A 19459-nucleotide genomic window follows, 5' to 3' on the forward strand; every position below is an offset into this window, starting at 1 on the left:
GTCGTCTTGTTATTCAGCCGGTACGCTTTGCACACCGGATTGGTCGCGGGCCGAACTGATCAGAGCGCGGCGCGCGAGGGCGTAATTGTCTTCGGTGCCGGACCGTTTGGCCTTGCGGTCGTCCAAAATGCGCTCGACATCGTCGAGGCGTCCGGCACGCAGGCCGGAATCGATCGTAATGCGTTCAAAAACATCCCTCTGGGCGTGACTGCCGCCGGCCAATTGCATCGAATTTCGCGCATTTGCAAGATGCTCGAAGGCTTGAAGATAATCGCCTTTTCCAAATGCCTCGAGGCCAATGGCAGCGGCCAAGCCCGGGTCGGCCATGCGACGTGCCGTGTCGGTTGCGGGCTGTTGCGAGTCCTTGTGAATGCGGGCCAGCAACTTGGCGGTCGAGTCGGGCCTGTTGTCACCAGTCAGTGCCAGAAGGTAGTGCAGATCAGCGAAGATCAGACAGCCGTCTTCGGTGCGGGCGGCGCTCAGGTCGGCCAGTTCTTCCCATCGGGTGCCAATGTCCACGCCTTCAAGCTCGAGCCTCGACAATAGCGAAGTCGCATTCGAAATATCGCGATAGTCATCTGTTTTGTCCTGGCGAATCTCGTGGTCGTACAGATCAAGCACCTGGTCGATCTGACCCAGATCCAGATGCATCAACGCCTTGTGCCACCACACGTGGTAGCGGAAGTTGTTGCAGTGGGACCAGGCAGCCTCGCGCCCGGCCAGCCAGTCCAGGCCGGATTGCGCATTGCCCGTCATTTCGTGCACATGGGCGACTGCGTGCAGGCCCCACGCGTCGTCGGAAACCATCCACAGAGCCTGACGCCCTGCGATCTCGGCCTTTTCATAGGCACCGGTTTCTTCCAACGCAAAGGAATGGCACCCAAGCAGGTATCCACGACCGGGGTGATCAGGCGCATAAGCGGGCAGAACCCGTTCGATCGAGCGTCGCATCCCTGCGGAATCACCCAACACGAAACGGGTCGCGTGGCTGAGCTTCATGGCCAGCGTGTCCTCGGGGTGAGTGCGCAGAATTGCCTCGAAAGTTTGTACGGCGCGGGTGGGTTGGCCTGCCAACCAATGATCCAAGGCCTCAACATACAGTGTCTCGCGGGCCGAAATCGGCTGCTCAGCGGCCGCACTCTTTGCGGCGGCGGCGGCCTGATGGGCGACCTCCATCATTTCCCTGCGCCCCAACAGAACCATGAACAGCCCCTTGATGGCATGCCCAAGCGCAAAGCCCGGTTCAAGCTCAAGCACCTTGCCCAGATGCTGAGGTGTGACCGCTGCGTGAGCCATGAAACCAAGCAGAACACCATTCCACGCTTCGGCGCTGTCCGGGTGGGTCAGGGTGTTCATCTGTCCGAAAACATCTTGCTGCATGCTTGGGTCCAATCTGGTTGCAAAAACTCACACTCTTGGACTTAGCAGAGTGTGCAGACGGGACGTAACAGTATCGGGCCTGCTCTCGAATTGGTGAAAGCTTGTGTTCGCAAAAAGCGAAAAAAATCGCCGATTCAATGACATGTTTCAGCGACTTGCCGCCGAAAAAGGCAGAGTGTTTCAATCCTCGAAGGGGTTTTCCGCGTTCAGAACCGTCTGCGTGTCAGCGCCGAACTCGGGCGGAGCAGAGCGGTAGGTCACCGGGCTGCGGGACAACTTCAATGGATTCCCGATGAGACGCACCGGGCCGGGCCGGGCTGGCATATCCACTTGCATCCGCCGCGCTGCCACTTGGTCCGAGGCAAAGACCTGATCCAGCGTCTGAACCGGGCCGACCGGCACTTTCAACGCCTCAAGGCCATCGATGACGGCCTTGGTCTTCAGCCGCTGCAGCGCGGGCCGCAGAACGGCGTTCAGGGCGTCGCGGTGTTCCAGCCGGGCTGGGTTGGTGACGAACCGCGTGTCGTCGGGCAGGTGATCGAGGTTCAGAAAGCCACAGAAGCGCCGGAACTGGCTGTCATTTCCCACGGCCAGAATGACGTGCCCATCGGCGGTTTCATAAACATCGTAGGGCACGATGTTGGGGTGCCCATTGCCGCGCCGCTGTGGAACCTGGCCCGAGGTCAGATAGTTCACGCCCTCGTTGATCAGCCATGCGATCTGGCTGTCGACCAGCGCGATGTCGATCTGCTGGCCTTCGCCGGTCTGATCCCGGTGGCGCAGCGCCGCCAGTATGCCGACGGTCGCGTACATGCCGCACATCACGTCGGCGATGCCCACGCCGACTTTCATAGGGGCTCCGTCCGGCTCGCCCGTCAGCGACATGATCCCGCCATAGCCCTGCGCCATCAGGTCATAGCCCGGCTTGGCCGCGTTCGGGCCGGTCTGGCCGTAGCCTGAGATCGAACAGTAGATCAGCCCCGGAAATTCGCGCGAGAGGGTTTCATGGTCCAGCCCGTATTTGGCCAGCCCGCCGGGTTTGAAATTCTCGATGAGGATGTCGGCATGAGAGGCCAGCCGCCGGATCTGTTCCTGCCCGTCTGGCGTGGCGATATCGATGGCGACGGATTTCTTGTTGCGGTTCGCGGCCATGAAATAGGCGCTCAGATCGGTCGGGTTGCCATCCGCGTCGGTGACATAGGGCGGCCCCCATTGGCGGGTGTCATCGCCCCCGGTGGCCGGGTTTTCCACCTTGATCACGCTGGCTCCCAGATCGCCCAGCAGTTGCGTGCAGGTCGGCCCGGCCAGAATGCGTGACAGATCCAGAACCTTGACGCCCTTCAGCGGCCCTTCAGATGCGGCCATCATAGCCTCCGCGGTCGATCTCGGCGGCGATCACCGTGAACGTGTCGGCGGTCATCGCGGCCTGCAGCGCCGCGCGCAGTTCGGCGCGGTTGCGCACGGTGTGGCCGTTGCCGCCGAACGCCCGGCCCATCGCGGCATAGTCATGCCGGTCGAAATCGACGCCCCGGTTGCCCATCTGGCGCTGGCGCTGTTTCAGCTCGATCAGTGCCAGGCTGGCATCGACAAAGACCAGAAAGATCGGGTTTCCGCCCATTTCTGCGGCGGTCGACAACTCACCGGCGACCATCAGGAATCCGGCATCGCCGGAAAAGCTGATGACCGGGCGGTCGGGTTCGGCCAGTTTCAGGCCGATCGCCATCGGAACGGCGCAACCCATCGTACACAGCGCCGACGACTGGATCAGGCCGCGCGCCTCGGAGCATTGCCACATCTGGCTGAGAAGGATGCGGTGCGCGCCGCTGTCGGCGGTGGCCAGTGTTTCGGGGGGCAGGGTGTCGCGGGTCTCGGCGATCACGGCGGCGGGGCCCCAGTCGTCGTCAGTGGGAAAGGCCGCGGCCAAGGCGGCCTTGACCTGCGCCGGCTGGCCTTGGGGCCAGGTCGGTCGGGCGGGGTTGCCCTTGGCGATCGCCTCGAGCGTGGCGCCGGTATCGGCCACTAGGTTCAGCCCCGCCTGGTGCATGTAGTGGTCATTCACCACGGCCGAGATGTCGATCACGCGTTTCTCGTCCGGGTCCCAGATCTCGCGCCAGCCGGGGCGCATTTCGATCGGGTCATAGCCCAGGCACAGGATCAGGTCGGCCTGTTCGACCAGAGGCACAAGCTGCGCGTCGGCCAGGGGCGACAGGCCCGCGCCTCCCAGGCACAGCGGGTGATCCTCGGGCACCACGCCCTTGGCCTTGTAGGTGGTGACGAACGGGATGCCGAAATGTTCCAGAAACGCCCGCACAACGCTGCGCGAGTCGTCATACAGCACGTCCAGCCCGATGATCGCCAGCGGACGCTCGGCCTCGGCCACCCAGCGGCGGGCCTTCTCGAGGCATGTGCCCTCGGGCGCGACGCGGGCGGCCCGGGTCAGCCGTCGGCGCTTGGCGACCGACACCCGTGTATCGGCGACCGAGATCGGCACGTCGATATGCACCGGCCCGGGGCGCGGCTGCGTGGCCAGCGACACGGCCTTGTCGGCAATGATGTCGGCGCCCTTGGCCGTCAGGGTGAACGTACCCTTGGTGATCGAGCGATAGACCTGCGCATGATCCATGACCTGATGGGTGTAGGTCAGCGCCTCGTCGGCATCGACGCAGCCGGTCAGCACGATCATCGGCACCCGGTCCTGCAGCGCGTTGGCCACGACATTGATGCCGTTCATGGCCCCAGGACCCAGAGTCGCCACCAGAATCGCCGGCGCGCCATCGCGGTGATGTACCGCCTCGGCCATGAAACCAGCGGAGTTTTCGTGCTTGGTCAGGTGAAAGGTGATCCCGGCCTGTTCCAGCGCATCGACCAGGGTCAACACCTCGCCTCCGGGCATGCCGAAGGCGTGGCGGCACCCGGCCTCGTACAGCCGTTGCGCCAAAAGGTCCGCAGCGCGGGGGGACAGGTCCTGCATCGAACAAGCTCCGTAAGTTCCGTTTCGCAGCAGATTGCGGAGGTTCCGGGCCGGCGCAAGCCGCATCACGTCAGTGTGACTATTTGACAGCCAAATCGGCGATGGCGGCGAATTTGGCGTCCAACTCTGCGGCAATCGCGGGCAAGGCGTCGGAGCCACCGTTGTAGGGGGCAAAGACCAAAGTGGGCGTTTTGTAGGACAGCGTCGCGGTCCCGTCCTCGTTTTCCGTGACGTACAGGCGGATCGGCGCCTCGATCATCGCGGGCACCGATTGTTCCAGAACCCGCACCGCATAGTCGTTGTTGAAGACGCCGATCACCCGATTGCCCGGAATGGTGATGCCGCGCGCGGCGGCGGCCTTGGTGGGCCCGGCCTGCGTTACCACGATCAGACCGTTTGCCTTGACCGCTGCGATCGTGTCGGCCACCAGCGCGTCATGGGTCTTGGTCGTCGGGTGGACGGCCCAACCCGGCCGCGGTTCGATATCGGCAGCAAGCGCGGGCAGCGCCAGCAGGCCGAGGAAAAACATAAGACGTTTCATCACGGGCTCTCCAGGTCGTGGTTGGCCCAAGTCTTCCCGAATTCCCGGGTGCGTACAGTCACAATATCGTGGGCGGCGGGCTTGCGCCGGGGGTGCGAAACCCGCACAAGCGACAGTGTGAAACGGAAAAGGCAGGCGAGTGGCATGCGTGTTTTGATCTGCAGCAGCTGCGCGGGCGAGCGCGACTTGCCGGCCGAGCGTCAGGCCGTATCGGACGCCCTGCGCGCTGCGGGCGTGGTCGGGCAGGTCGAGATCGCCGAGCACGCCTGTTTCAGCGGTTGCAATGAGCCGACCGTGGTGGCGATGCAGGGGGAAAGCCTGGCGTCCTACGTGTTTTCGGGGATCGATCCGGTTGCCGATGCCGATGACATTGCGGCGACCTGCCGGACCATTCTGAACAGCCCGAATGGCTGGATCGAAGACGCCCGGCCGTGCGGGCGGCTTCGCTTGTGTCTGCGGGCGCGGATCCCCGCGTTTCAGTCCACCTGAACCGTGACCGAGGCGCTGACCGGCACCCCATCCACGGCCAGCGGGCTGTGGCTGTTGGCGTTCAGCGAGACCTCGATGGTAGTGTCGCCCTTGGGCAGGTCCGAAATGTGCATCCAGTTGCCATAAAGCCGGGCCAGCTTGACGCCGTTTACATAGACATGCGCATGGCCTTCGCCGGGCTTGTTGTCCAGCGAGGCGTTCTCCGGCGAGAAGCGGAAGTTTTTTGGCATCACATGCAGGTTCCAACCCGCCATCGGGTCGGGGGAGACGGCGATCTCCAGCCCCGGCGCGTCCGGTCCGGCGGGCAGGTTGATGGCGGCGCTGTGGTCATGGGCCATGGCCTCGGCGTGATGGCCGCCATGTTGGGCGGGGTCGGAATGGTCGTGGCCATCGAAGGTGAAGCCGTTGGCCGCGGCCAGCACGAACCCGGCACCCCCACCAAAGACCAGACCGATCGCGAAAAGAGCAAGCGAGCGTGTCATCATGTTTCCTTGAAAAGCAAATGACCCGCCGGTTGGGCGCCGGCGGGTCGTGGGATTTCGGGGATCAGGCCGCGGCTTCGACGCGCTTGCCCTCGCTTTGCCAGAAATACCCGGCAAACGAACCCAGCAGCACCCAAGCCACAAGGCCGACGCCAAAGGCGCGCGCGGCGAACAGTGCCCCGATCTCGGTCGGAACCGGCCCGGTGAACACGTCGGGTTCCGGCGCGCCGATCAGGTGCGGGGCCATCAACAGCACGGCCGCAACCAGATAGCTGACGATGTTGCCACCAAAGGCGATCAGCCACATGGCCACACCAGCAGCCGCGACGGTTGCCCACCACCAGATCTGCCGCGCGAACACGTCGGCTGCGGCAACACCCGGAACCTCGGGGGCCAGGGTGAAGCCCGGCGCCAGGTGAAAGGCGATGAAACCGGCAAGGCCCCACAGCACGCCCGTGCGCCCGTCAACCGGGTGGCCCTGGGCTTCGGCCAGCGACATCAGGGCGACCAGAACCAGCGCATAGCCGGTATAGGTCAGCATCGTGAACACCACGCTCAGCCCGTCGCGGGTCAGGTCCGAGAACATGCCCGGCAGCTCGGGATGGGCCGAGACGGCTTCGGCTCCGAAATGCACCAGCTCTCCGGATTCATACAGTTCAGCATGCAGCAACACAGGCTGCACGAATACCAACTGCAGCAGGGCGACGATCAACCCGGCTGCAGCACCAGCGAACAACGCGCTGGTCAGAATGCGACTGAACATTGTTTAGTGGCAGGGGAAGCCGGTTGCGTGGCGCACGTCATGGGCGGCGTCATGCAGCGCCGATGCCTGAACGTGACCAGCCAGGGTGATGATCCCCAGGCCCAGGGCTGCCGCGAACACTGCCGAAAGAATGCCAGCGCGTGCCGTTGATGCGGTTTGCGTTTGTGTCGTCATTTTCTGTCCTCCTGTGCCGCCGCACCCGACGGCCGGTGTTTCATTGTTCGCCTGGCAGGTCTCCTGGCTTGCGGGTCAGCGCCTCTGTTCGCCTTCCCCCCGAACGGATCGGGAGTGGCTGGTTGAACAGGGCTCACCGCTTACAGTCGCGGGGGCGGCTTCGGATTTGACCTGCGCGCAGGCCGCACCAAATTCCCTCTTAGCATCCGGATGTCTCCGGCAGGACCAGACCCGTCCATTTAGACGTGAATGCCGCTGTGGCGCAATCGCCATTTGCGACCTTTCGCGTCAATTCCCGCGCTTTTTCAGAACATAGATATCCATGATCCACTCGTGCCGGGCGCGGGCCTCGGTGCGGGTGCGCAGGATCTCATCGGCCACATCGGCCAGCGGACCTTTGATCAGGATCTGCTCGGGCATACCAACGTAAGCCCCCCACCAGATGTCAAAATCGGCCATGTCCAGCGTCTGGAACGAACATTCGCCATCCAGCATCACCGCAACCGTATCGGCGTCGCTGGGCCAGCCCTCGTCGCGGATGCGCCGGCCGGTGGTCACCAGATAAGGCGCGCCGATCTCGTTGATTGGCATGGCATGGGCCGCCGTCAGCGCCTGCAGCGCCGTGATGCCGGGGATCACCGTGGCGTTCGGCTGCGGGTCCAGCCGCGCCGCGATTCGCAGCGAACTGTCATAGAGCGACGGGTCGCCCCAGATCAGCAGGGCGACGGTGCGCGCCTTGGGGTGCCGGGCCATCGCCTCCTGCCAGCGCAGGGCGATCGCGTCGTGCCATTCATCCACGCCGCGCAGGTAGCCATCTTGCGACCGGCGCTCGGGGATGTCGAAATAGGCGATTTGGGGCGGTGTGCCGGTGACCTTGCGGATGATTTCCTCGCGCACGCCGGCCAGATCGGCCTTGTTGGCGCCCTTGCGCGGGATCAGGATCAGATCGGCCGCGCGGATCGCCTGCGCGCCCTGAAAGGTCACGTGGTCCGGGTTGCCGGTGCCGATCCCGATCAAGACCAGATCAATCATCGTCGAACTCCGCCAACGGACCATAAAGGATCAGCGCTGGCGCGGTGCCGATCTCGGAACCCAGGCGCTCGGCCAAGGCACCGACGGTGGACCGGTGCAGCGACTGCTCAGGCGTCGAGACCGACTCGGCCATCAGCGCGGGGGTATCCAGCGGCAGCCCATGCGCGTGCAGCGCCTGCGCCAGCAGGGGAAAGGTGCGCTTGCCCATGAACACCACCGTCGTCGCACCCGGGTCGGCCAGCGCGGGCAGGTTCAGATCCTCGGGCAGCTTGCCGCTGACATCGTGGCCGGTGACGAATTGCACCCGCCGCGCAGTCAGGCGCCGGGTCAGCGGGATGCCTGCCGCGGCAGCCGCGGCAATGGCCGAGGGGATGCCCGGAATGATCTCGTATGCGATCCCGGCAGCGCGCAGGGCCACCAGTTCCTCCTCGAGCCGCCCGAACAGGCCGCCATCGCCCGATTTCAGCCGCACGATCCGCTGGCCGGTCTGGGCGTACTCCACCAGCAGGCGGCTGACATGGTCCTGCTTGGGCGAGGGCCGCCCGGCGCGCTTGCCCACGCCCACAAGGTCGGCCTCCTTGCGCGCATGGCTCAGGATCGGCCCGCTGCTGAGGTCGTCGAACAGAACCGCGTCGGCCTTTTGCAGCCGGTCCACGGCCTTGAGGGTCAACAGCTCCGGGTCGCCGGGGCCGGACCCGATGAAGGAAACGAAACCGCTCATGCGCTGGCCTCTGCGATCAGATGGAAGAACGTACCGGTGACATGCCCGCGGCGCGATCCGGTTTGTGGGCCTTCGGCGCCTTCGGCGTCAAAAACCCGCGCCAGGGGCGCGTCGGGCTGCTCGACGATCGAGGAATAGTGGAACTCGTGCCCCCGCAGCGCGGTCCCGGCCGAGAACCCGGGCATGTCGGCCAGCAACTCGGCCCGGCGATAGCCCAGGTTGAACTTGCGCTTCTCGTACGAGGTGACCAGACCCAGCAGGCCGGCCATCCGGTGGCGGGTGCCGTCCTTGTCGATCAGCCCTTCCCCCAGGGCCATGTAGCCACCGCATTCGCCATGTACGGGCCGCGTTTCGGCATGTTTGCGCAATCCGGTCAGGAACCGCTCTGCCGCAGCCAGGGTTCCGGCGTGCAGTTCGGGGTACCCGCCGGGCAACCAGACCAGATCGGCATCCGGGGCCGGCGCCTCGTCCGCCAGCGGAGAAAACGGCAGGATCTCGGCCCCGGCCGCCCGCCAGCCTTCCAGAAGGTGCGGATAGGTAAAGGAAAACGCCGCGTCCTGGGCCAGTGCGATCCGTTGCGCCGGAGGGCGCGGCAGCGCGGCCGACGACGGCCCCGCGGGGCCCGAGGAGGCCGCCCGCTTGATCGCCTCCAGATCGACATGCGCGCGCAGAAAGGCCGCGTAGCTGGCAATTGCGCTTTCCAGATCGGGGTGCTCGACCGCCTGGATCAGACCCAGATGCCGCTCGGGCAGGGTCAGGTCGCCGCGCCGGGGCAATACGCCCAGAACCGGCAGGCCCGCGCGTTCCATCCCCAGACGGGTCAGGCGTTCGTGGCGCGGGCTGGCGCAGCGGTTCAGGATCACGCCGGCAAACGGCAGGTCGGGGTTGTACATCCGGAACCCCAGCGCCGTTGCGGCGGCCGATTGCGCCTGACCACCCACATCCAGCACCAGAACCACCGGCCAACCCATGCGCAGCGCGGTCTCGGCGCTGGATCCATGGCCCAGTTCTCCCGGTTTGGCGACCCCGTCGAACAGGCCCATCGACCCTTCGGCCACCACGATGTCGGCGCCTTTGGCCTGCGCCGCAATCGCGTCCAACAACGGCGCGCCCATCGCCCAGCTGTCCAGGTTGAACGAGGCCCGCCCCGCCGCCGCCCGGTGAAAGGCCGGGTCGATGTAGTCGGGACCGCTCTTGAAGGGTTGCACGGTCAGCCCGTCCTCGGCCAGCGCGCGCAGCAGGCCCAGCATTACCGTGGTCTTGCCCGTCCCCGAGGACGGGGCCGAGATCAGCAGTCCGGGCGGGTTAGTCATCGCCGTGACTCCAGCTCGACCACGGGCTGTCGGCGCTTTGCGGGCGATAGCGACGGTCATAGGTCTTTGAATACAGACAGCTTTCGTCGAAGCCTTCACCGGCCAGTGCCGGCCCGACCAGGATCAACGCGGTGCGCGAGATGCTTTCGTCCAGCGAGTCCTTCAACGTACCCAGCGTCGCGCGGATGATCCGCTCATCCGGCCAGCTGGCGCGGTACACCACGGCCACGGGGCAATCGGCGCCATAGGCGGGGGTCAGGTCGGCCACCACCTTGTCCAGATTGCCGATCGACAGGTGGATGGCCAGTGTCGCGCCGGTGCGGGCGAAGTTTTCCAGCGTCTCGCCCACGGGCATGGACGAGGCGCGCCCCGGGGTGCGCGTCAGTACCACCGATTGCGCCAGCCCGGGCAGGGTCAGCTCGGTGCCCAAAGCGGCGGCGGCGGCGGCAAAGGACGGAACGCCGGGGGTCACGCTGACGGGAATGCCCATCTGTTTCAGCCGCCGGATCTGTTCGCCCATCGCCGACCAGACCGACAGGTCGCCCGAATGCAGGCGGGCCACGTCCTGACCGGCGTCATGGGCGGTTTTGATTTCAGCCATGATCTGATCCAGATCCATCGGCGCGGTATTCACGATGCGCGCGCCTTCGGGGCAGTGCGCCAGGATCTCCTCGGGTACCAGCGACCCGGCATACAGGCACACCGGGCAAGCGGCGATGATGTCGCGCCCGCGCAGGGTCAGAAGGTCGGCGGCGCCCGGTCCGGCGCCGATGAAATGAACGGTCATGTCTGTCCTCCGATGGCGACCGCGCAGGTGGCAAGCCGGTCGTCCGAGATCTGTCGGGGTGAAAGCAGCCGCGCGCCAGGTCCGGCGGCGGCAAGGGCGGAAGCTTCGGCCACGCTGCCGGTGCCATGACTGGCGCGGCTGCGGGGCGAGCAGGTGAGGGTGCGTTGCCCGGCCAGATCGGCCGATTCCGCGAAATGCAGGGGCAGGGCGCAGGCGGCGGCAAATTCGGCCAGCGCCGGGTGGCCGGCCTTGTCGGCGGCCGTGGCCAGCGCGTCCACCGCCTGTCCGGCGGTGGCGCGGTCGAACGCGGCCCGCAGGCTGGCGCAGGTCGCGGTGGACGAAAACCCAAGCCCGGCCACGATCATAGGGTCACGCTCCACTGCACGACCGGATAGGCCGATTTCCAACCGCGCCGGGGGCCGAGGTCGCCCGCATGCGCCAGTTCGATCCGCAGCAGGTCGCCGCCCAGCTTGGCGTGCCATTGGCTCAGCACTGCTTCGCTTTCCAGCGTCACGGCGTTGGCCACCAGCCGGGTGCCCGAGGGCAGGTTGGCGGCAACCCAGTCCAGCAGCGCGTCGCTCAGCCCGCCGCCGATGAACACCACGTCAGGCAGGGGCAGGCCGTCCAGCGCATCGGGCGCCCGGCCATGGATGACCTGCAACCGATCCTGTCCCAGCGCGTCCGCATTGGCGCGGATGCGCGCGGCGCGGTCGGCGCGCGGCTCGATCGTGGTGGCGGTCAGGGACGGGTCGCACATCAGCCACTCGATGCCGATCGATCCGCTGCCGCCGCCGATGTCCCACAGATGCTCGCCCCGCGCGGGTGCCAGCGCCGACAGGGTCAGCGCGCGCACCGGCCGTTTGGTGATTTGCCCATCGGTTTCGAAAATCTCGTCGGGTTTGCCCGAGGCCAACGGCAGCGCAGGCCCGTCGCCCGCAACCTCAAGCGCCACGCAGACCGGATGCTCGAACGAGTCCAGCAGGGCTTCGGTCAGGGACATGCTGCGCGCGCGTTCCCGAGGGCCGCCGAGGGCCTCCATCACGTGCAGGGTCGTTTCGCCGAACCCGGTCTCGGTCAGATAGCGGGCCAGCTCGGCCACAGCGGTCCCGTCGCGCAGCAGGACGATGGCGCGCATGCCGCGTGACAGATGCGGACGCAGGCGGGTCAGAGGGGCGGCGTGCAGGCCGAAGGTGGCAGTGCCTTCCAACGGCCAGCCCAACCGCGCCGCCGCCAGCGAGAAGGTCGACTGCCCCGGCCGTGCCACCCAGTCTTCGGGGGCGAAATTGCGCGCGATCACCGACCCGGCGCCAAACCAGAACGGATCACCCGAGGCCAGAACCACCGTGCGCTGGCCCTTCAGCCCTTGCAGGATGGGTAGCCCGTCGGCGAACGGCACCGGCCATTCGATGCGTTCGGCTCCGGTTTCGGGAACCAGCGACAGGTGCCGCGGCGGGCCCATGATGACCTCGGCGCGCTCCAGCTCTTGACGGCTTGCGGCCGAGAGGCCATCCAGTCCATCCTCGCCCAGGCCCAGAATGGTCAGCCACGGAGTTTCAGACATGCCCAACCTCCTGATCCTTGGCGGCACGACCGAGGCCAACGCATTGGCCCGCGCCGTGGCGGATTTGGGTGTGGCGGCAACCTATTCCTATGCGGGCCGGGTCGACAACCCGCGGCCGCAACCGCTGCCGACGCGCGTGGGTGGCTTTGGCGGGGCCGAGGGTTTGGCGGGTTACATCCGAGACACCGGCGTGACCCATGTGATCGACGCCACCCATCCCTTTGCCGCGCAGATGAGCCGCAATGCCATCGCTGCCTGCCAACAGACGCAGACGCCGTTGGCCGCGCTGACCCGCGCAGAATGGACAGCCGTGCCCGGCGACCGGTGGCAACACGTGCCCGACATCGCCAGCGCCGTCGACGCGCTGGCCGGTCCGCCGCGTCGGGTGTTCCTTGCGGTGGGGCGCATGCATCTTGAGGATTTTGCGGCGCAGCCCCAGCACCACTATCTTCTGCGGCTGGTCGATGAGCCCGGCCCGCTGCCCTTCGCCGATTGCGACGTGGTCGTGTCGCGCGGGCCTTTTACGGTTGAAGACGATACGGCGCTGATGCGCCGGCACCGGACCGAACTGGTGGTGTCCAAGAACGCCGGCGGCACCGGCGCGCGCGCCAAGCTGGACGCCGCGCGAGCGTTGGACATCCCGGTGCTGATGATCGACCGGCCCAGGCTGCCCCGCCGGGTCGAGTTGACAAGCGTGCCGCAGGTTCTGGACTGGCTGGCTCATTCCGGCGTGGACCTTGGCGTATAGACGATGGGGCCGATGGGCCGCTCGATGACGCGGGTCAGGGATGAGCCGACGATCACCACCGTCTGCATGTCGGCCATGTCGGGCGTTGCCTCGGCCAGGGTCGCGATGCAGATCGCCTCGTCTGGGCGTGACACGGCGCGGGCGAACAGGATCAGACGCTCGGGTTCGCATTCCTGCCGCAGGATTTCCAGTGTCTTCACAAAGCCTTCGGGCCGCGACTTCGAGCGTGGATTGTAAAAGGCCATCGCGAAATCGGCCTGCGCGGCCAGCCGCAGGCGTTTCTCGATTACGGCCCATGGCTTGAGGTTGTCGCTGAGGTTGATGGCGCAGAAATCATGGCCCAGCGGCGCGCCCGCCCGGGCCGCGGCGGCCAGCATGGCGGTGATGCCGGGTAGAACCTCGACAGGGATCTCGCGCCATGTGTCCGGGCCGTTTTCCAGCGCCTCGAATACGGCGGCGGCCATGGCAAAAACGCCCGGATCGCCCGACGAGACCACGACCACCCGCTTGCCCTCGGCCGCCATGCGCAGCGCGTGCTGCGAGCGGTCGATCTCGACCCGGTTGTCGCTGGCGTGCAGGGCCAGGCCCGGCCGTTCGGCCACCCGCGCAACGTAGGGGATGTAACCCACCACATCGGTCGCCTCGGCCAGGGCGGCGGTCACCTCGGGGGTCACCAGCGCCTCGTTTCCGGGGCCAAGCCCGGCGATCTTGACCCAGCCGCTCATGGCCGCCGCCCCTGTCCGTGCACGATGATGATCGAGAAATAGGGCGTGACCTCGGTGCAGGCGTCGCTCAGCTTGCGGACGGTCTGGTTGGGCATCTGCGCGTATTCCACGATCCAGGCCCGGTCGAACAGGCCCGCCGTTTTCAGCGCGCGCTTCACCTTGTCGATGTTGCGGCCGATCTTCATCACCACCAGCGCGTCGGTGCGCGCCATGCGGTCTGCCAGAACATCTTCGGGCAGGGTTCCCATCAGCACCGTGAGGATGTCGTCGCCCCAAGTGATCGGATCGCCCGAGGCGGTCCACGCGCCCGACATGCCGGTGATCGCCGGCACCACCTCGACGTGCACCACGTCGCGCAGGCGGCTGTAGAGATGCATGAACGAGCCGTAGAAGAACGGGTCTCCCTCGCACAGCACCACCACGTCCTCGCCCTGATCGGCCAGTTCTTTCAAGCGTGCGGTGCAGCGTTCGTAAAACTCGGCCAGCAGTGCGTTGTAGCGCGGATCGGTGACCGGGATCTCGGTCGTGACCGGGTATTCCATGGGAAACTCGACCGCATCGTCGCGGATCATCCCGTTCACGATCTTGCGCGCCTGCCCGGTGCGGCCGGGCTTGCGGAAATAGGCCACGTGTTTCGCGCCGCGCAACAGGCGGTCGGCCCGGACGCTCATCAAATCGGGGTCGCCTGGGCCGAGGCCCACGCCATAGATCGTGCCCATGCTCATTCCGCCCGGCTTGCGATGGCGTTGATCGCGGCGACGGTGATGGCGCTGCCGCCCAGACGGCCCTTGACGATGCAGCAGGGCACCGGCTGCGCTTCCCACAGGGCGTCCTTGGATTCGACCGCACCGACAAAGCCCACCGGGCAGCCGATGATCGCGGCGGGGCGGGGGCAGTCGGGGTCTTCCAGCATGTTCAGCAGGTGAAACAGCGCCGTGGGCGCGTTGCCGATGGCCACCAGCGCACCCTCCAGATGCGGGCGCCACAGTTCCAGCGCGGCGGCGGATCGGGTGTTGCCCATCTTCTCGGCCAGCGCGCGCACGCGCTCGTCATGCAGGGTGCAGATGACCTGGTTGTCAGCGGGCAGGCGAAAGCGTGTGACGCCTTCGGACACCATCCGCGCGTCGCACAGGATCGGCGCGCCGTTTTCCAGCGCGGCGCGGGCGGTGCGCACGAAGCCGTCCGAGAAATGGATGAATTCTTCCAGCCCGACCATCCCGGCGGCATGGATCATGCGGACGGCGACCTGCTCTTCGTCCGGATCAAAGCGGGCCAGATCGGCCTCGGACCGGATCGTGGCGAAGGATTGCTTGTAGATCGCCGCGCCGTCGGTTTCGTATTCATAGGGCATCAGGTCAGGTCCATGGTCTTCAGTGTTTCGGGGTCCAGCCCGCGCTGGAGGGGCTCATCCCCCGCGCGGCCGTGTTTTACAAGATCAAATCGCCCGTCGCGGCCCACCAGCGTCAAGTCCGCCGCGGCCATGCGTGCGCAGCCCTTGGCGCAGCCCGAGACATGCAGGCTGCCGGACACGCGCGGAGCCAGCGCGCGGGCGATGGCGCGGGTCTCGGCCTGTGCCTGCGGGCAGAATGGCGCGCCGGGGCAGGCGTCGGTGGTCAACAGAGGGTCGGCGCCGTCCGTCACGAACGCCGGGGCGGGGATCGCCGCCCCGCCTTCCAGCAGGAACAACCGCCAGGGTGTGACGCGCAGGGCGGCGGCGCCCGAGGCCTCGACCAATGCACGCAACTCGGCGGCGGGCAGTTGCCCGAAGGCCGCGCCATAGATCGGGCCGATTGTGCTTTTACCGGGTTGCGGCGCCGGTGCCGTGGGGCCGGGGGCGTGGCCCTGCCATTCCTCGGGCAGAGCCTGCACCGCGATCAGGCGGGCCATGCGGCGGGTGTCAGAAGTGAAGCGCTCGGCGAACCACATGGCCAGATCGATCACGCGATCGATCGCCTCATCTTCGGTCACCAAACGGCCGGTCTCGGCCCCGTCGGCGCGCAGGATCAGGCCCGAAGCTCCCCGCTCCAGCCGGATATCGGCAGAGTCCCCAGCCAACAGCCGCGCCTCGCCGGTATCCACTGCAAAGCCGAACTTGGCGGGCAGGGCGGGCAGATCTCTCAGCCGGTCGATCAACGACTGTGTCAGCTGCGCAGTCAGGTCGCCAGGTTGGTAAAGCGGCGACACAAGTATGTTGCGCCGGGTTTCGATGCCCGGTTCGGCGTCCAGCAGGTTCAGCGCCGACAACTCGGCCAGCAGTGGCTGGTGATCGTCTTCAGCCACACCCCGCAGTTGCAGGTTGGCGCGGTTGGTCAGGTCGATAGTGCCGTTGCCGAAGCGCAGCGCCAGATCGCACAGCCCCAGCGTCTGCGCGGCGCTCAGCCGAGCCAGACGCGGGCGCACCCGCACTACCAGCCCGTCGCCGGACATCATCGGGCGATGCGCGCCGGGGCACCAGCCCTGAACGACCGGGGCGCTCATCCCAAACCCTCCAGATTCGCGCGGATCGAGTTGCGGCGGGTGTTCCACAGCCCGGCCTCGTAGAGCGCGCGGAACCGATCCTGCATGGCTTGGCGGGCCTGGGGATTGGCCTGCTGCAAAAAGGCGTCCACCTCAGGGTTTCCGAGGGTGGCATCGTGATAGAGGTCGAACAAATGCGGGGCGACGCTGCCTGACAGATGCGCGAAAGACGCCATGTGATCCAGCGTCGCGGCGATCTCGGCCGCACCGCGGAAGCCGTGGCGCTGCATCCCGGCGATCCAGTCGGGGTTGGCGGCGCGGGCGTGGACCACGCGGCTGATTTCCTCGGGCAGGGTGCGGGCGCGGGGTGTTTCTGGGCGGGTATTGTCCAGATGATACAGCTGCGCCTGCCCGCCGGTCAGCTTTTTGGCGGCGGCAAATCCGGCCTCATGCGTGGCATAGTCATTGGCCAGCAGCAGGTCGGTCTCGGTCAGGTCCTGCAGGTGCACGAAGCTATCGGCCTGCGCCACGCGCTGGGTGATCCCGTCGGGGTCATGGGCGATGTGCTCGCCCTCGAAGGCGAAGGCGCTGGCGTCCAGCCAGGCCTGACCGGCCTGCGCGCGCGCCGCGTCGGTATAGGTCTCGGACAGGTGGGTCATGTTCAGCCCATAGCTGCCCGGCGCCGGGCCATAGACGCGGGCGGCGGGAGCGTGGCCGGCATAGGGGTTCCAGTCGGGCGCCTCGTCGCGTTCTGACAGCGCCCGGACCGCCTGACCGAACAGGGCGGAAAGAGTCGGGAACACGTCGCGGAACAGGCCCGAGACGCGCAGGGTCACGTCCAGCCGCGGGCGCTCCAGATCGGTGATCGGCAAGACCTCGACGCCCGATACGCGCTCGGACCCCGGGTCCCAGACCGGTTTGACGCCCAGCAAGTGCAACGCCATGGCGAATTCCTCGCCCGCCGTACGCATCGTGGCCGAGCCCCACAGATCGACGATCAGGCCCTTGGGGTAATCGCCTTCCTCCTGCAGGTGGCGGCGCACCAGTTCCTCGGCCAGTTTCACCCCCTGCGCATAAGCCGCGCGGGTGGGGACCGACCGCGGATCGGTCGTGAACAGGTTGCGCCCCGTGGGCAGCACGTCGGTGCGCCCGCGATAGGGCGAGCCGGACGGGCCGGCCTCGACCCGCTTGCCGGCCAATGCATCCAGCAGGGCCTGCCGTTCGGTATGTGCTGACGCGGCAGTGTCGAAATTGCCCGCAACCTGCGATGCGCGGCCGAAGACATGCAGCCCGTCGCCGAACTGGCTTTCCTTGATGTCGCAGACGAAGCGGTCGATACGGGTGATCGCCTCGGCGGTGCTGGTGGCCTGATCCAGACCCAGATCGGCCTCGAGCCCGATGGCCTGTGCCTCATCCCGGATATTGGCCTGCAGCCGGTCGCGCCGCTTGGGGTCCAGCCCGTCGGCGTTCGAAAACTCGTCCAGCAGCGATTCCAGCCGCACCATTCGGTCGGGCGTGCTGCTCTGTTTCATCGGCGGCGGGATGTGGCCCAGCGTCACGGCCCCGATCCGGCGCTTGGCCTGCGCGGCCTCGCCCGGGTCGTTCACGATGAACGGATAGATCACCGGCAGATCGCCGATCAGCGCCTCGGGCCAGCACTCGGCCGACAGAGCCACCGATTTGCCCGGTAGCCATTCCAGCGTGCCGTGGGCGCCGATATGGATCAGCGCATCCGCGCCCAGCCCGTGCCGCAGCCACAGGTAGAAGGCCACATAGCCATGCCGGGGCGTGCGTGACAGGTCGTGATATTCGTCGTCGCGCAGCTCGGGCGTGCCGCGTTCGGGCTGTAACGCCACCAGCGCCTTGCCGCGCCGAAGCGCGGTGAAGTGGAAGGCCCCATCGGCGCAGGTCGGGTCCTCCTCGGGCGCGCCCCAGACGGTTTCCAGATCGGCGCGCAACGCTTCGGGCGTTTGCGCCAGCGCCGCGCGGTAGGCCGAGACCGGCCAGGAAATCCGGGCGTCCAGAAGGGTATCGGATATCGGCTCGGCGGGGGCGGTGTCATAGCCCGCGCCCTGCAGGTCAGACAGGATCGCTTCGGCCGAGGCCAGCGCGTCCAGCCCCACCGCATGGGCCATCTGCCAGTCCTTGCCCGGATAGGTGGACAGGACCAGCGCGGGTACCTGTTGCGCCTTTGGTTTCTCGGCCAGGTCCACCCAGGCCATAGCCCGGTCGACGATGGCGGTGATCCGGTCGGGCTCGGGGCGGTGAGTGAAGCGGGAATATTCCAGATGCGGGTCGCGCTTGCCCGGTTCCTTGAACGAGGCGACACCGGCCGAGATGCGCCCGTCCACTTCGGGCAGCACCACATGCATGGCAAGATCGGCAGGCGACAGGCCGCGTTCGGCCTCGGCCCAGGCCTTGCGGCGCGAGGTCGCAAGCGCGACCTGGAACACCGGCACGCCCGCCACGTCCAAGGGCGATGTGCCCGACGCGCCCTTGCCTGAAAACGAGGTGGCATTGATGATCGCCGACGGTGCCATCGCTGGGATATTCACGGCCAGCCACTCAGCCGCCGCAGCCGCCTTGAGCGAGGGCGCAAACAGCCCCGCCGCTTGATGACCCCGCGCACGGATTTCCTGGATCAGGGCCGCGACCGGCGCGGTATCGGCCGAGGTCAGGTAGGCGCGGTAGAAGGTTACGATGATGCGCCGGCCTTCGCCCGCGAAGGCGTCCTCGGGTGCGATCACACCGCGATCTGGGCACCATGCGCCGCAATCGGGCAGGGTCTTGGCGCCCATCACCGGTCCGGCATACAGCCCCGCCGCCAGCGCCATCTGCGCCAGCGCCGCCTGTGCCGCAACCTCGCCGCCGGTGTCGCACAGATGCGCCAGCCGCCGCAGGGTCGAGACCGGCAGGGTGGAATAGTCGTCCAGCCGCGTATCCTCGCGCCCGTCGGCGGGCAGCACCGCCAGTGCGATGCCCTTGGCCTGCGCCAGCGCCAGCACCTGCTGCAACCCGTAGGACCAGTAGGGCACGCCGCCGATCAGCCGGATCAGGATGCCCTTGGCGCCCTCCAGCGTTTGTTCGACATAGGTGTCGACCGACAGCGGATGTTTCAGCGCCGTCAGGTTGGCCAGCCGCAACGAGGGCATCCGCCCCTCGGGCCCGCCGCCGCGATGCCAGCCGGCCGCGAAAGCCCCCAGATCGCTGTCCGAAAAGGACAGCACCACCAGATCCGCCGGGCTCTGGCCCAGATCGGTCGGGGTCTCGGTTTCTTCGAGCCCGTGGCTTTCGCGGAAGACGACGTGCATTGAT

At 66.9% G+C, this 19459-nt stretch carries 20 protein-coding genes and 1 riboswitch; of the genes, 2 read left to right on the plus strand and 18 right to left on the minus strand.

The window, feature by feature from the left end:
* Positions 1–9 precede the first annotated feature (9 nt).
* The 4 genes from ACR0NB_RS01725 to ACR0NB_RS01740 all read right to left on the minus strand — a co-directional run bounded on the left by ACR0NB_RS01725 (position 10) and on the right by ACR0NB_RS01740 (position 4892).
* Positions 10–1380 (minus strand): tetratricopeptide repeat protein, encoded by a 1371-nt coding sequence (locus ACR0NB_RS01725; RefSeq protein ID WP_170338180.1) that lies wholly within the window; start codon positions 1378–1380, stop codon positions 10–12.
* Positions 1381–1560: 180 nt separating this feature from the next.
* On the minus strand, positions 1561–2745 hold the full coding sequence (locus tag ACR0NB_RS01730; RefSeq protein WP_480774785.1) for a CaiB/BaiF CoA transferase family protein: 1185 nt from the start codon (positions 2743–2745) through the stop codon (positions 1561–1563).
* Entirely contained in the window at positions 2732–4351 is a 1620-nt protein-coding gene (locus ACR0NB_RS01735) for a thiamine pyrophosphate-binding protein (protein ID WP_480774786.1), read from the minus strand. The genes ACR0NB_RS01730 and ACR0NB_RS01735 overlap by 14 nt, the downstream gene beginning before the upstream one ends.
* Before the next feature lie 79 nt (positions 4352–4430).
* On the minus strand, positions 4431–4892 hold the full coding sequence (locus ACR0NB_RS01740; protein ID WP_480774787.1) for a DUF302 domain-containing protein: 462 nt from the start codon (positions 4890–4892) through the stop codon (positions 4431–4433).
* Between the two features lie 144 nt (positions 4893–5036).
* Here ACR0NB_RS01740 and ACR0NB_RS01745 point away from each other — a divergent pair, with 144 nt between their 5' ends.
* Positions 5037–5381, plus strand: a complete 345-nt coding sequence (locus ACR0NB_RS01745; protein ID WP_170390548.1) for a DUF1636 family protein — start codon at positions 5037–5039, stop codon at positions 5379–5381.
* Here the strand turns inward: ACR0NB_RS01745 and ACR0NB_RS01750 are convergent.
* The 9 genes from ACR0NB_RS01750 to cbiE all read right to left on the minus strand — a co-directional run bounded on the left by ACR0NB_RS01750 (position 5369) and on the right by cbiE (position 12214).
* Positions 5369–5863 (minus strand): hypothetical protein, encoded by a 495-nt coding sequence (locus tag ACR0NB_RS01750; protein WP_480774788.1) that lies wholly within the window; start codon positions 5861–5863, stop codon positions 5369–5371. The genes ACR0NB_RS01745 and ACR0NB_RS01750 overlap by 13 nt on opposite strands.
* Before the next feature lie 64 nt (positions 5864–5927).
* Positions 5928–6626 carry a CbtA family protein gene (locus tag ACR0NB_RS01755; protein ID WP_170337718.1) on the minus strand — a complete coding sequence of 233 codons (699 nt, stop codon included), beginning with the start codon at positions 6624–6626 and terminating at the stop codon, positions 5928–5930.
* 3 nt (positions 6627–6629) lie between these two features.
* Complete coding sequence (locus ACR0NB_RS01760; RefSeq protein ID WP_005981986.1) at positions 6630–6800, minus strand: CbtB domain-containing protein; 171 nt, start codon at positions 6798–6800, stop codon at positions 6630–6632.
* Positions 6801–6836: 36 nt separating this feature from the next.
* Positions 6837–7045: riboswitch (cobalamin riboswitch) on the minus strand.
* Positions 7046–7088: 43 nt separating this feature from the next.
* On the minus strand, positions 7089–7832 hold the full coding sequence (cobF, locus tag ACR0NB_RS01765; protein ID WP_170443311.1) for a precorrin-6A synthase (deacetylating): 744 nt from the start codon (positions 7830–7832) through the stop codon (positions 7089–7091).
* Positions 7825–8553, minus strand: a complete 729-nt coding sequence (gene cobA, locus ACR0NB_RS01770; RefSeq protein WP_480774789.1) for a uroporphyrinogen-III C-methyltransferase — start codon at positions 8551–8553, stop codon at positions 7825–7827. Before cobA ends, cobF begins: the two co-directional genes overlap by 8 nt.
* Positions 8550–9866 carry a cobyrinic acid a,c-diamide synthase CobB gene (locus ACR0NB_RS01775; protein WP_480774790.1) on the minus strand — a complete coding sequence of 439 codons (1317 nt, stop codon included), beginning with the start codon at positions 9864–9866 and terminating at the stop codon, positions 8550–8552. The genes cobA and ACR0NB_RS01775 overlap by 4 nt, the downstream gene beginning before the upstream one ends.
* Positions 9859–10653 carry a precorrin-4 C(11)-methyltransferase gene (gene cobM, locus ACR0NB_RS01780; RefSeq protein ID WP_480774791.1) on the minus strand — a complete coding sequence of 265 codons (795 nt, stop codon included), beginning with the start codon at positions 10651–10653 and terminating at the stop codon, positions 9859–9861. The genes ACR0NB_RS01775 and cobM overlap by 8 nt, the downstream gene beginning before the upstream one ends.
* Positions 10650–11018, minus strand: coding sequence for a cobalamin biosynthesis protein (locus ACR0NB_RS01785; RefSeq protein ID WP_005981993.1), 369 nt, complete (start codon positions 11016–11018; stop codon positions 10650–10652). The genes cobM and ACR0NB_RS01785 overlap by 4 nt, the downstream gene beginning before the upstream one ends.
* Positions 11015–12214 (minus strand): precorrin-6y C5,15-methyltransferase (decarboxylating) subunit CbiE, encoded by a 1200-nt coding sequence (gene cbiE / locus ACR0NB_RS01790; protein ID WP_480774792.1) that lies wholly within the window; start codon positions 12212–12214, stop codon positions 11015–11017. Before cbiE ends, ACR0NB_RS01785 begins: the two co-directional genes overlap by 4 nt.
* Here cbiE and ACR0NB_RS01795 point away from each other — a divergent pair.
* A complete protein-coding gene (locus ACR0NB_RS01795) occupies positions 12213–12962 on the plus strand; it encodes a cobalt-precorrin-6A reductase (protein ID WP_170338205.1) in 750 nt (249 codons plus the stop codon). The genes cbiE and ACR0NB_RS01795 overlap by 2 nt on opposite strands.
* Here ACR0NB_RS01795 and cobJ read toward each other — a convergent pair.
* The 5 genes from cobJ to cobN are packed head-to-tail and all read right to left on the minus strand — an operon-like array spanning position 12935 to position 19455.
* The gene (gene cobJ, locus ACR0NB_RS01800) at positions 12935–13687 is read right to left on the minus strand and encodes a precorrin-3B C(17)-methyltransferase (protein WP_170338207.1); all 753 of its coding nucleotides are present in this window, start codon (positions 13685–13687) and stop codon (positions 12935–12937) included. The genes ACR0NB_RS01795 and cobJ overlap by 28 nt on opposite strands.
* Positions 13684–14412, minus strand: coding sequence for a precorrin-2 C(20)-methyltransferase (locus ACR0NB_RS01805; protein WP_480774793.1), 729 nt, complete (start codon positions 14410–14412; stop codon positions 13684–13686). The genes cobJ and ACR0NB_RS01805 overlap by 4 nt, the downstream gene beginning before the upstream one ends.
* Positions 14409–15038, minus strand: coding sequence for a precorrin-8X methylmutase (locus ACR0NB_RS01810; protein WP_170446721.1), 630 nt, complete (start codon positions 15036–15038; stop codon positions 14409–14411). The genes ACR0NB_RS01805 and ACR0NB_RS01810 overlap by 4 nt, the downstream gene beginning before the upstream one ends.
* Entirely contained in the window at positions 15038–16165 is a 1128-nt protein-coding gene (cobG, locus tag ACR0NB_RS01815) for a precorrin-3B synthase (protein ID WP_170338213.1), read from the minus strand. Before cobG ends, ACR0NB_RS01810 begins: the two co-directional genes overlap by 1 nt.
* Positions 16162–19455 (minus strand): cobaltochelatase subunit CobN, encoded by a 3294-nt coding sequence (cobN, locus tag ACR0NB_RS01820; protein ID WP_480774794.1) that lies wholly within the window; start codon positions 19453–19455, stop codon positions 16162–16164. The genes cobG and cobN overlap by 4 nt, the downstream gene beginning before the upstream one ends.
* Positions 19456–19459: the final 4 nt, after the last annotated feature.

The organism is Ruegeria sp. CG3 (assembly GCF_056537205.1).

Coding starts and splice junctions, on each gene's coding strand:
- cobG (WP_170338213.1), bottom strand. CDS start 16,165: ATGAGCGCCCCGGTCGTTCAGGGCTGGTGCCCCGGCGCGCATCGCCCG.
- cobN (WP_480774794.1), bottom strand. CDS start 19,455: ATGCACGTCGTCTTCCGCGAAAGCCACGGGCTCGAAGAAACCGAGACC.
- ACR0NB_RS01745 (WP_170390548.1), top strand. CDS start 5,037: ATGCGTGTTTTGATCTGCAGCAGCTGCGCGGGCGAGCGCGACTTGCCG.
- ACR0NB_RS01810 (WP_170446721.1), bottom strand. CDS start 15,038: ATGCCCTATGAATACGAAACCGACGGCGCGGCGATCTACAAGCAATCC.
- cobF (WP_170443311.1), bottom strand. CDS start 7,832: ATGATTGATCTGGTCTTGATCGGGATCGGCACCGGCAACCCGGACCAC.
- cobJ (WP_170338207.1), bottom strand. CDS start 13,687: ATGAGCGGCTGGGTCAAGATCGCCGGGCTTGGCCCCGGAAACGAGGCG.
- ACR0NB_RS01805 (WP_480774793.1), bottom strand. CDS start 14,412: ATGAGCATGGGCACGATCTATGGCGTGGGCCTCGGCCCAGGCGACCCC.
- cbiE (WP_480774792.1), bottom strand. CDS start 12,214: ATGTCTGAAACTCCGTGGCTGACCATTCTGGGCCTGGGCGAGGATGGA.
- cobA (WP_480774789.1), bottom strand. CDS start 8,553: ATGAGCGGTTTCGTTTCCTTCATCGGGTCCGGCCCCGGCGACCCGGAG.
- ACR0NB_RS01760 (WP_005981986.1), bottom strand. CDS start 6,800: ATGACGACACAAACGCAAACCGCATCAACGGCACGCGCTGGCATTCTT.
- ACR0NB_RS01750 (WP_480774788.1), bottom strand. CDS start 5,863: ATGACACGCTCGCTTGCTCTTTTCGCGATCGGTCTGGTCTTTGGTGGG.
- ACR0NB_RS01740 (WP_480774787.1), bottom strand. CDS start 4,892: ATGAAACGTCTTATGTTTTTCCTCGGCCTGCTGGCGCTGCCCGCGCTT.
- cobM (WP_480774791.1), bottom strand. CDS start 10,653: ATGACCGTTCATTTCATCGGCGCCGGACCGGGCGCCGCCGACCTTCTG.
- ACR0NB_RS01795 (WP_170338205.1), top strand. CDS start 12,213: ATGCCCAACCTCCTGATCCTTGGCGGCACGACCGAGGCCAACGCATTG.
- ACR0NB_RS01755 (WP_170337718.1), bottom strand. CDS start 6,626: ATGTTCAGTCGCATTCTGACCAGCGCGTTGTTCGCTGGTGCTGCAGCC.
- ACR0NB_RS01725 (WP_170338180.1), bottom strand. CDS start 1,380: ATGCAGCAAGATGTTTTCGGACAGATGAACACCCTGACCCACCCGGAC.
- ACR0NB_RS01785 (WP_005981993.1), bottom strand. CDS start 11,018: ATGATCGTGGCCGGGCTTGGGTTTTCGTCCACCGCGACCTGCGCCAGC.
- ACR0NB_RS01735 (WP_480774786.1), bottom strand. CDS start 4,351: ATGCAGGACCTGTCCCCCCGCGCTGCGGACCTTTTGGCGCAACGGCTG.
- ACR0NB_RS01775 (WP_480774790.1), bottom strand. CDS start 9,866: ATGACTAACCCGCCCGGACTGCTGATCTCGGCCCCGTCCTCGGGGACG.
- ACR0NB_RS01730 (WP_480774785.1), bottom strand. CDS start 2,745: ATGGCCGCATCTGAAGGGCCGCTGAAGGGCGTCAAGGTTCTGGATCTG.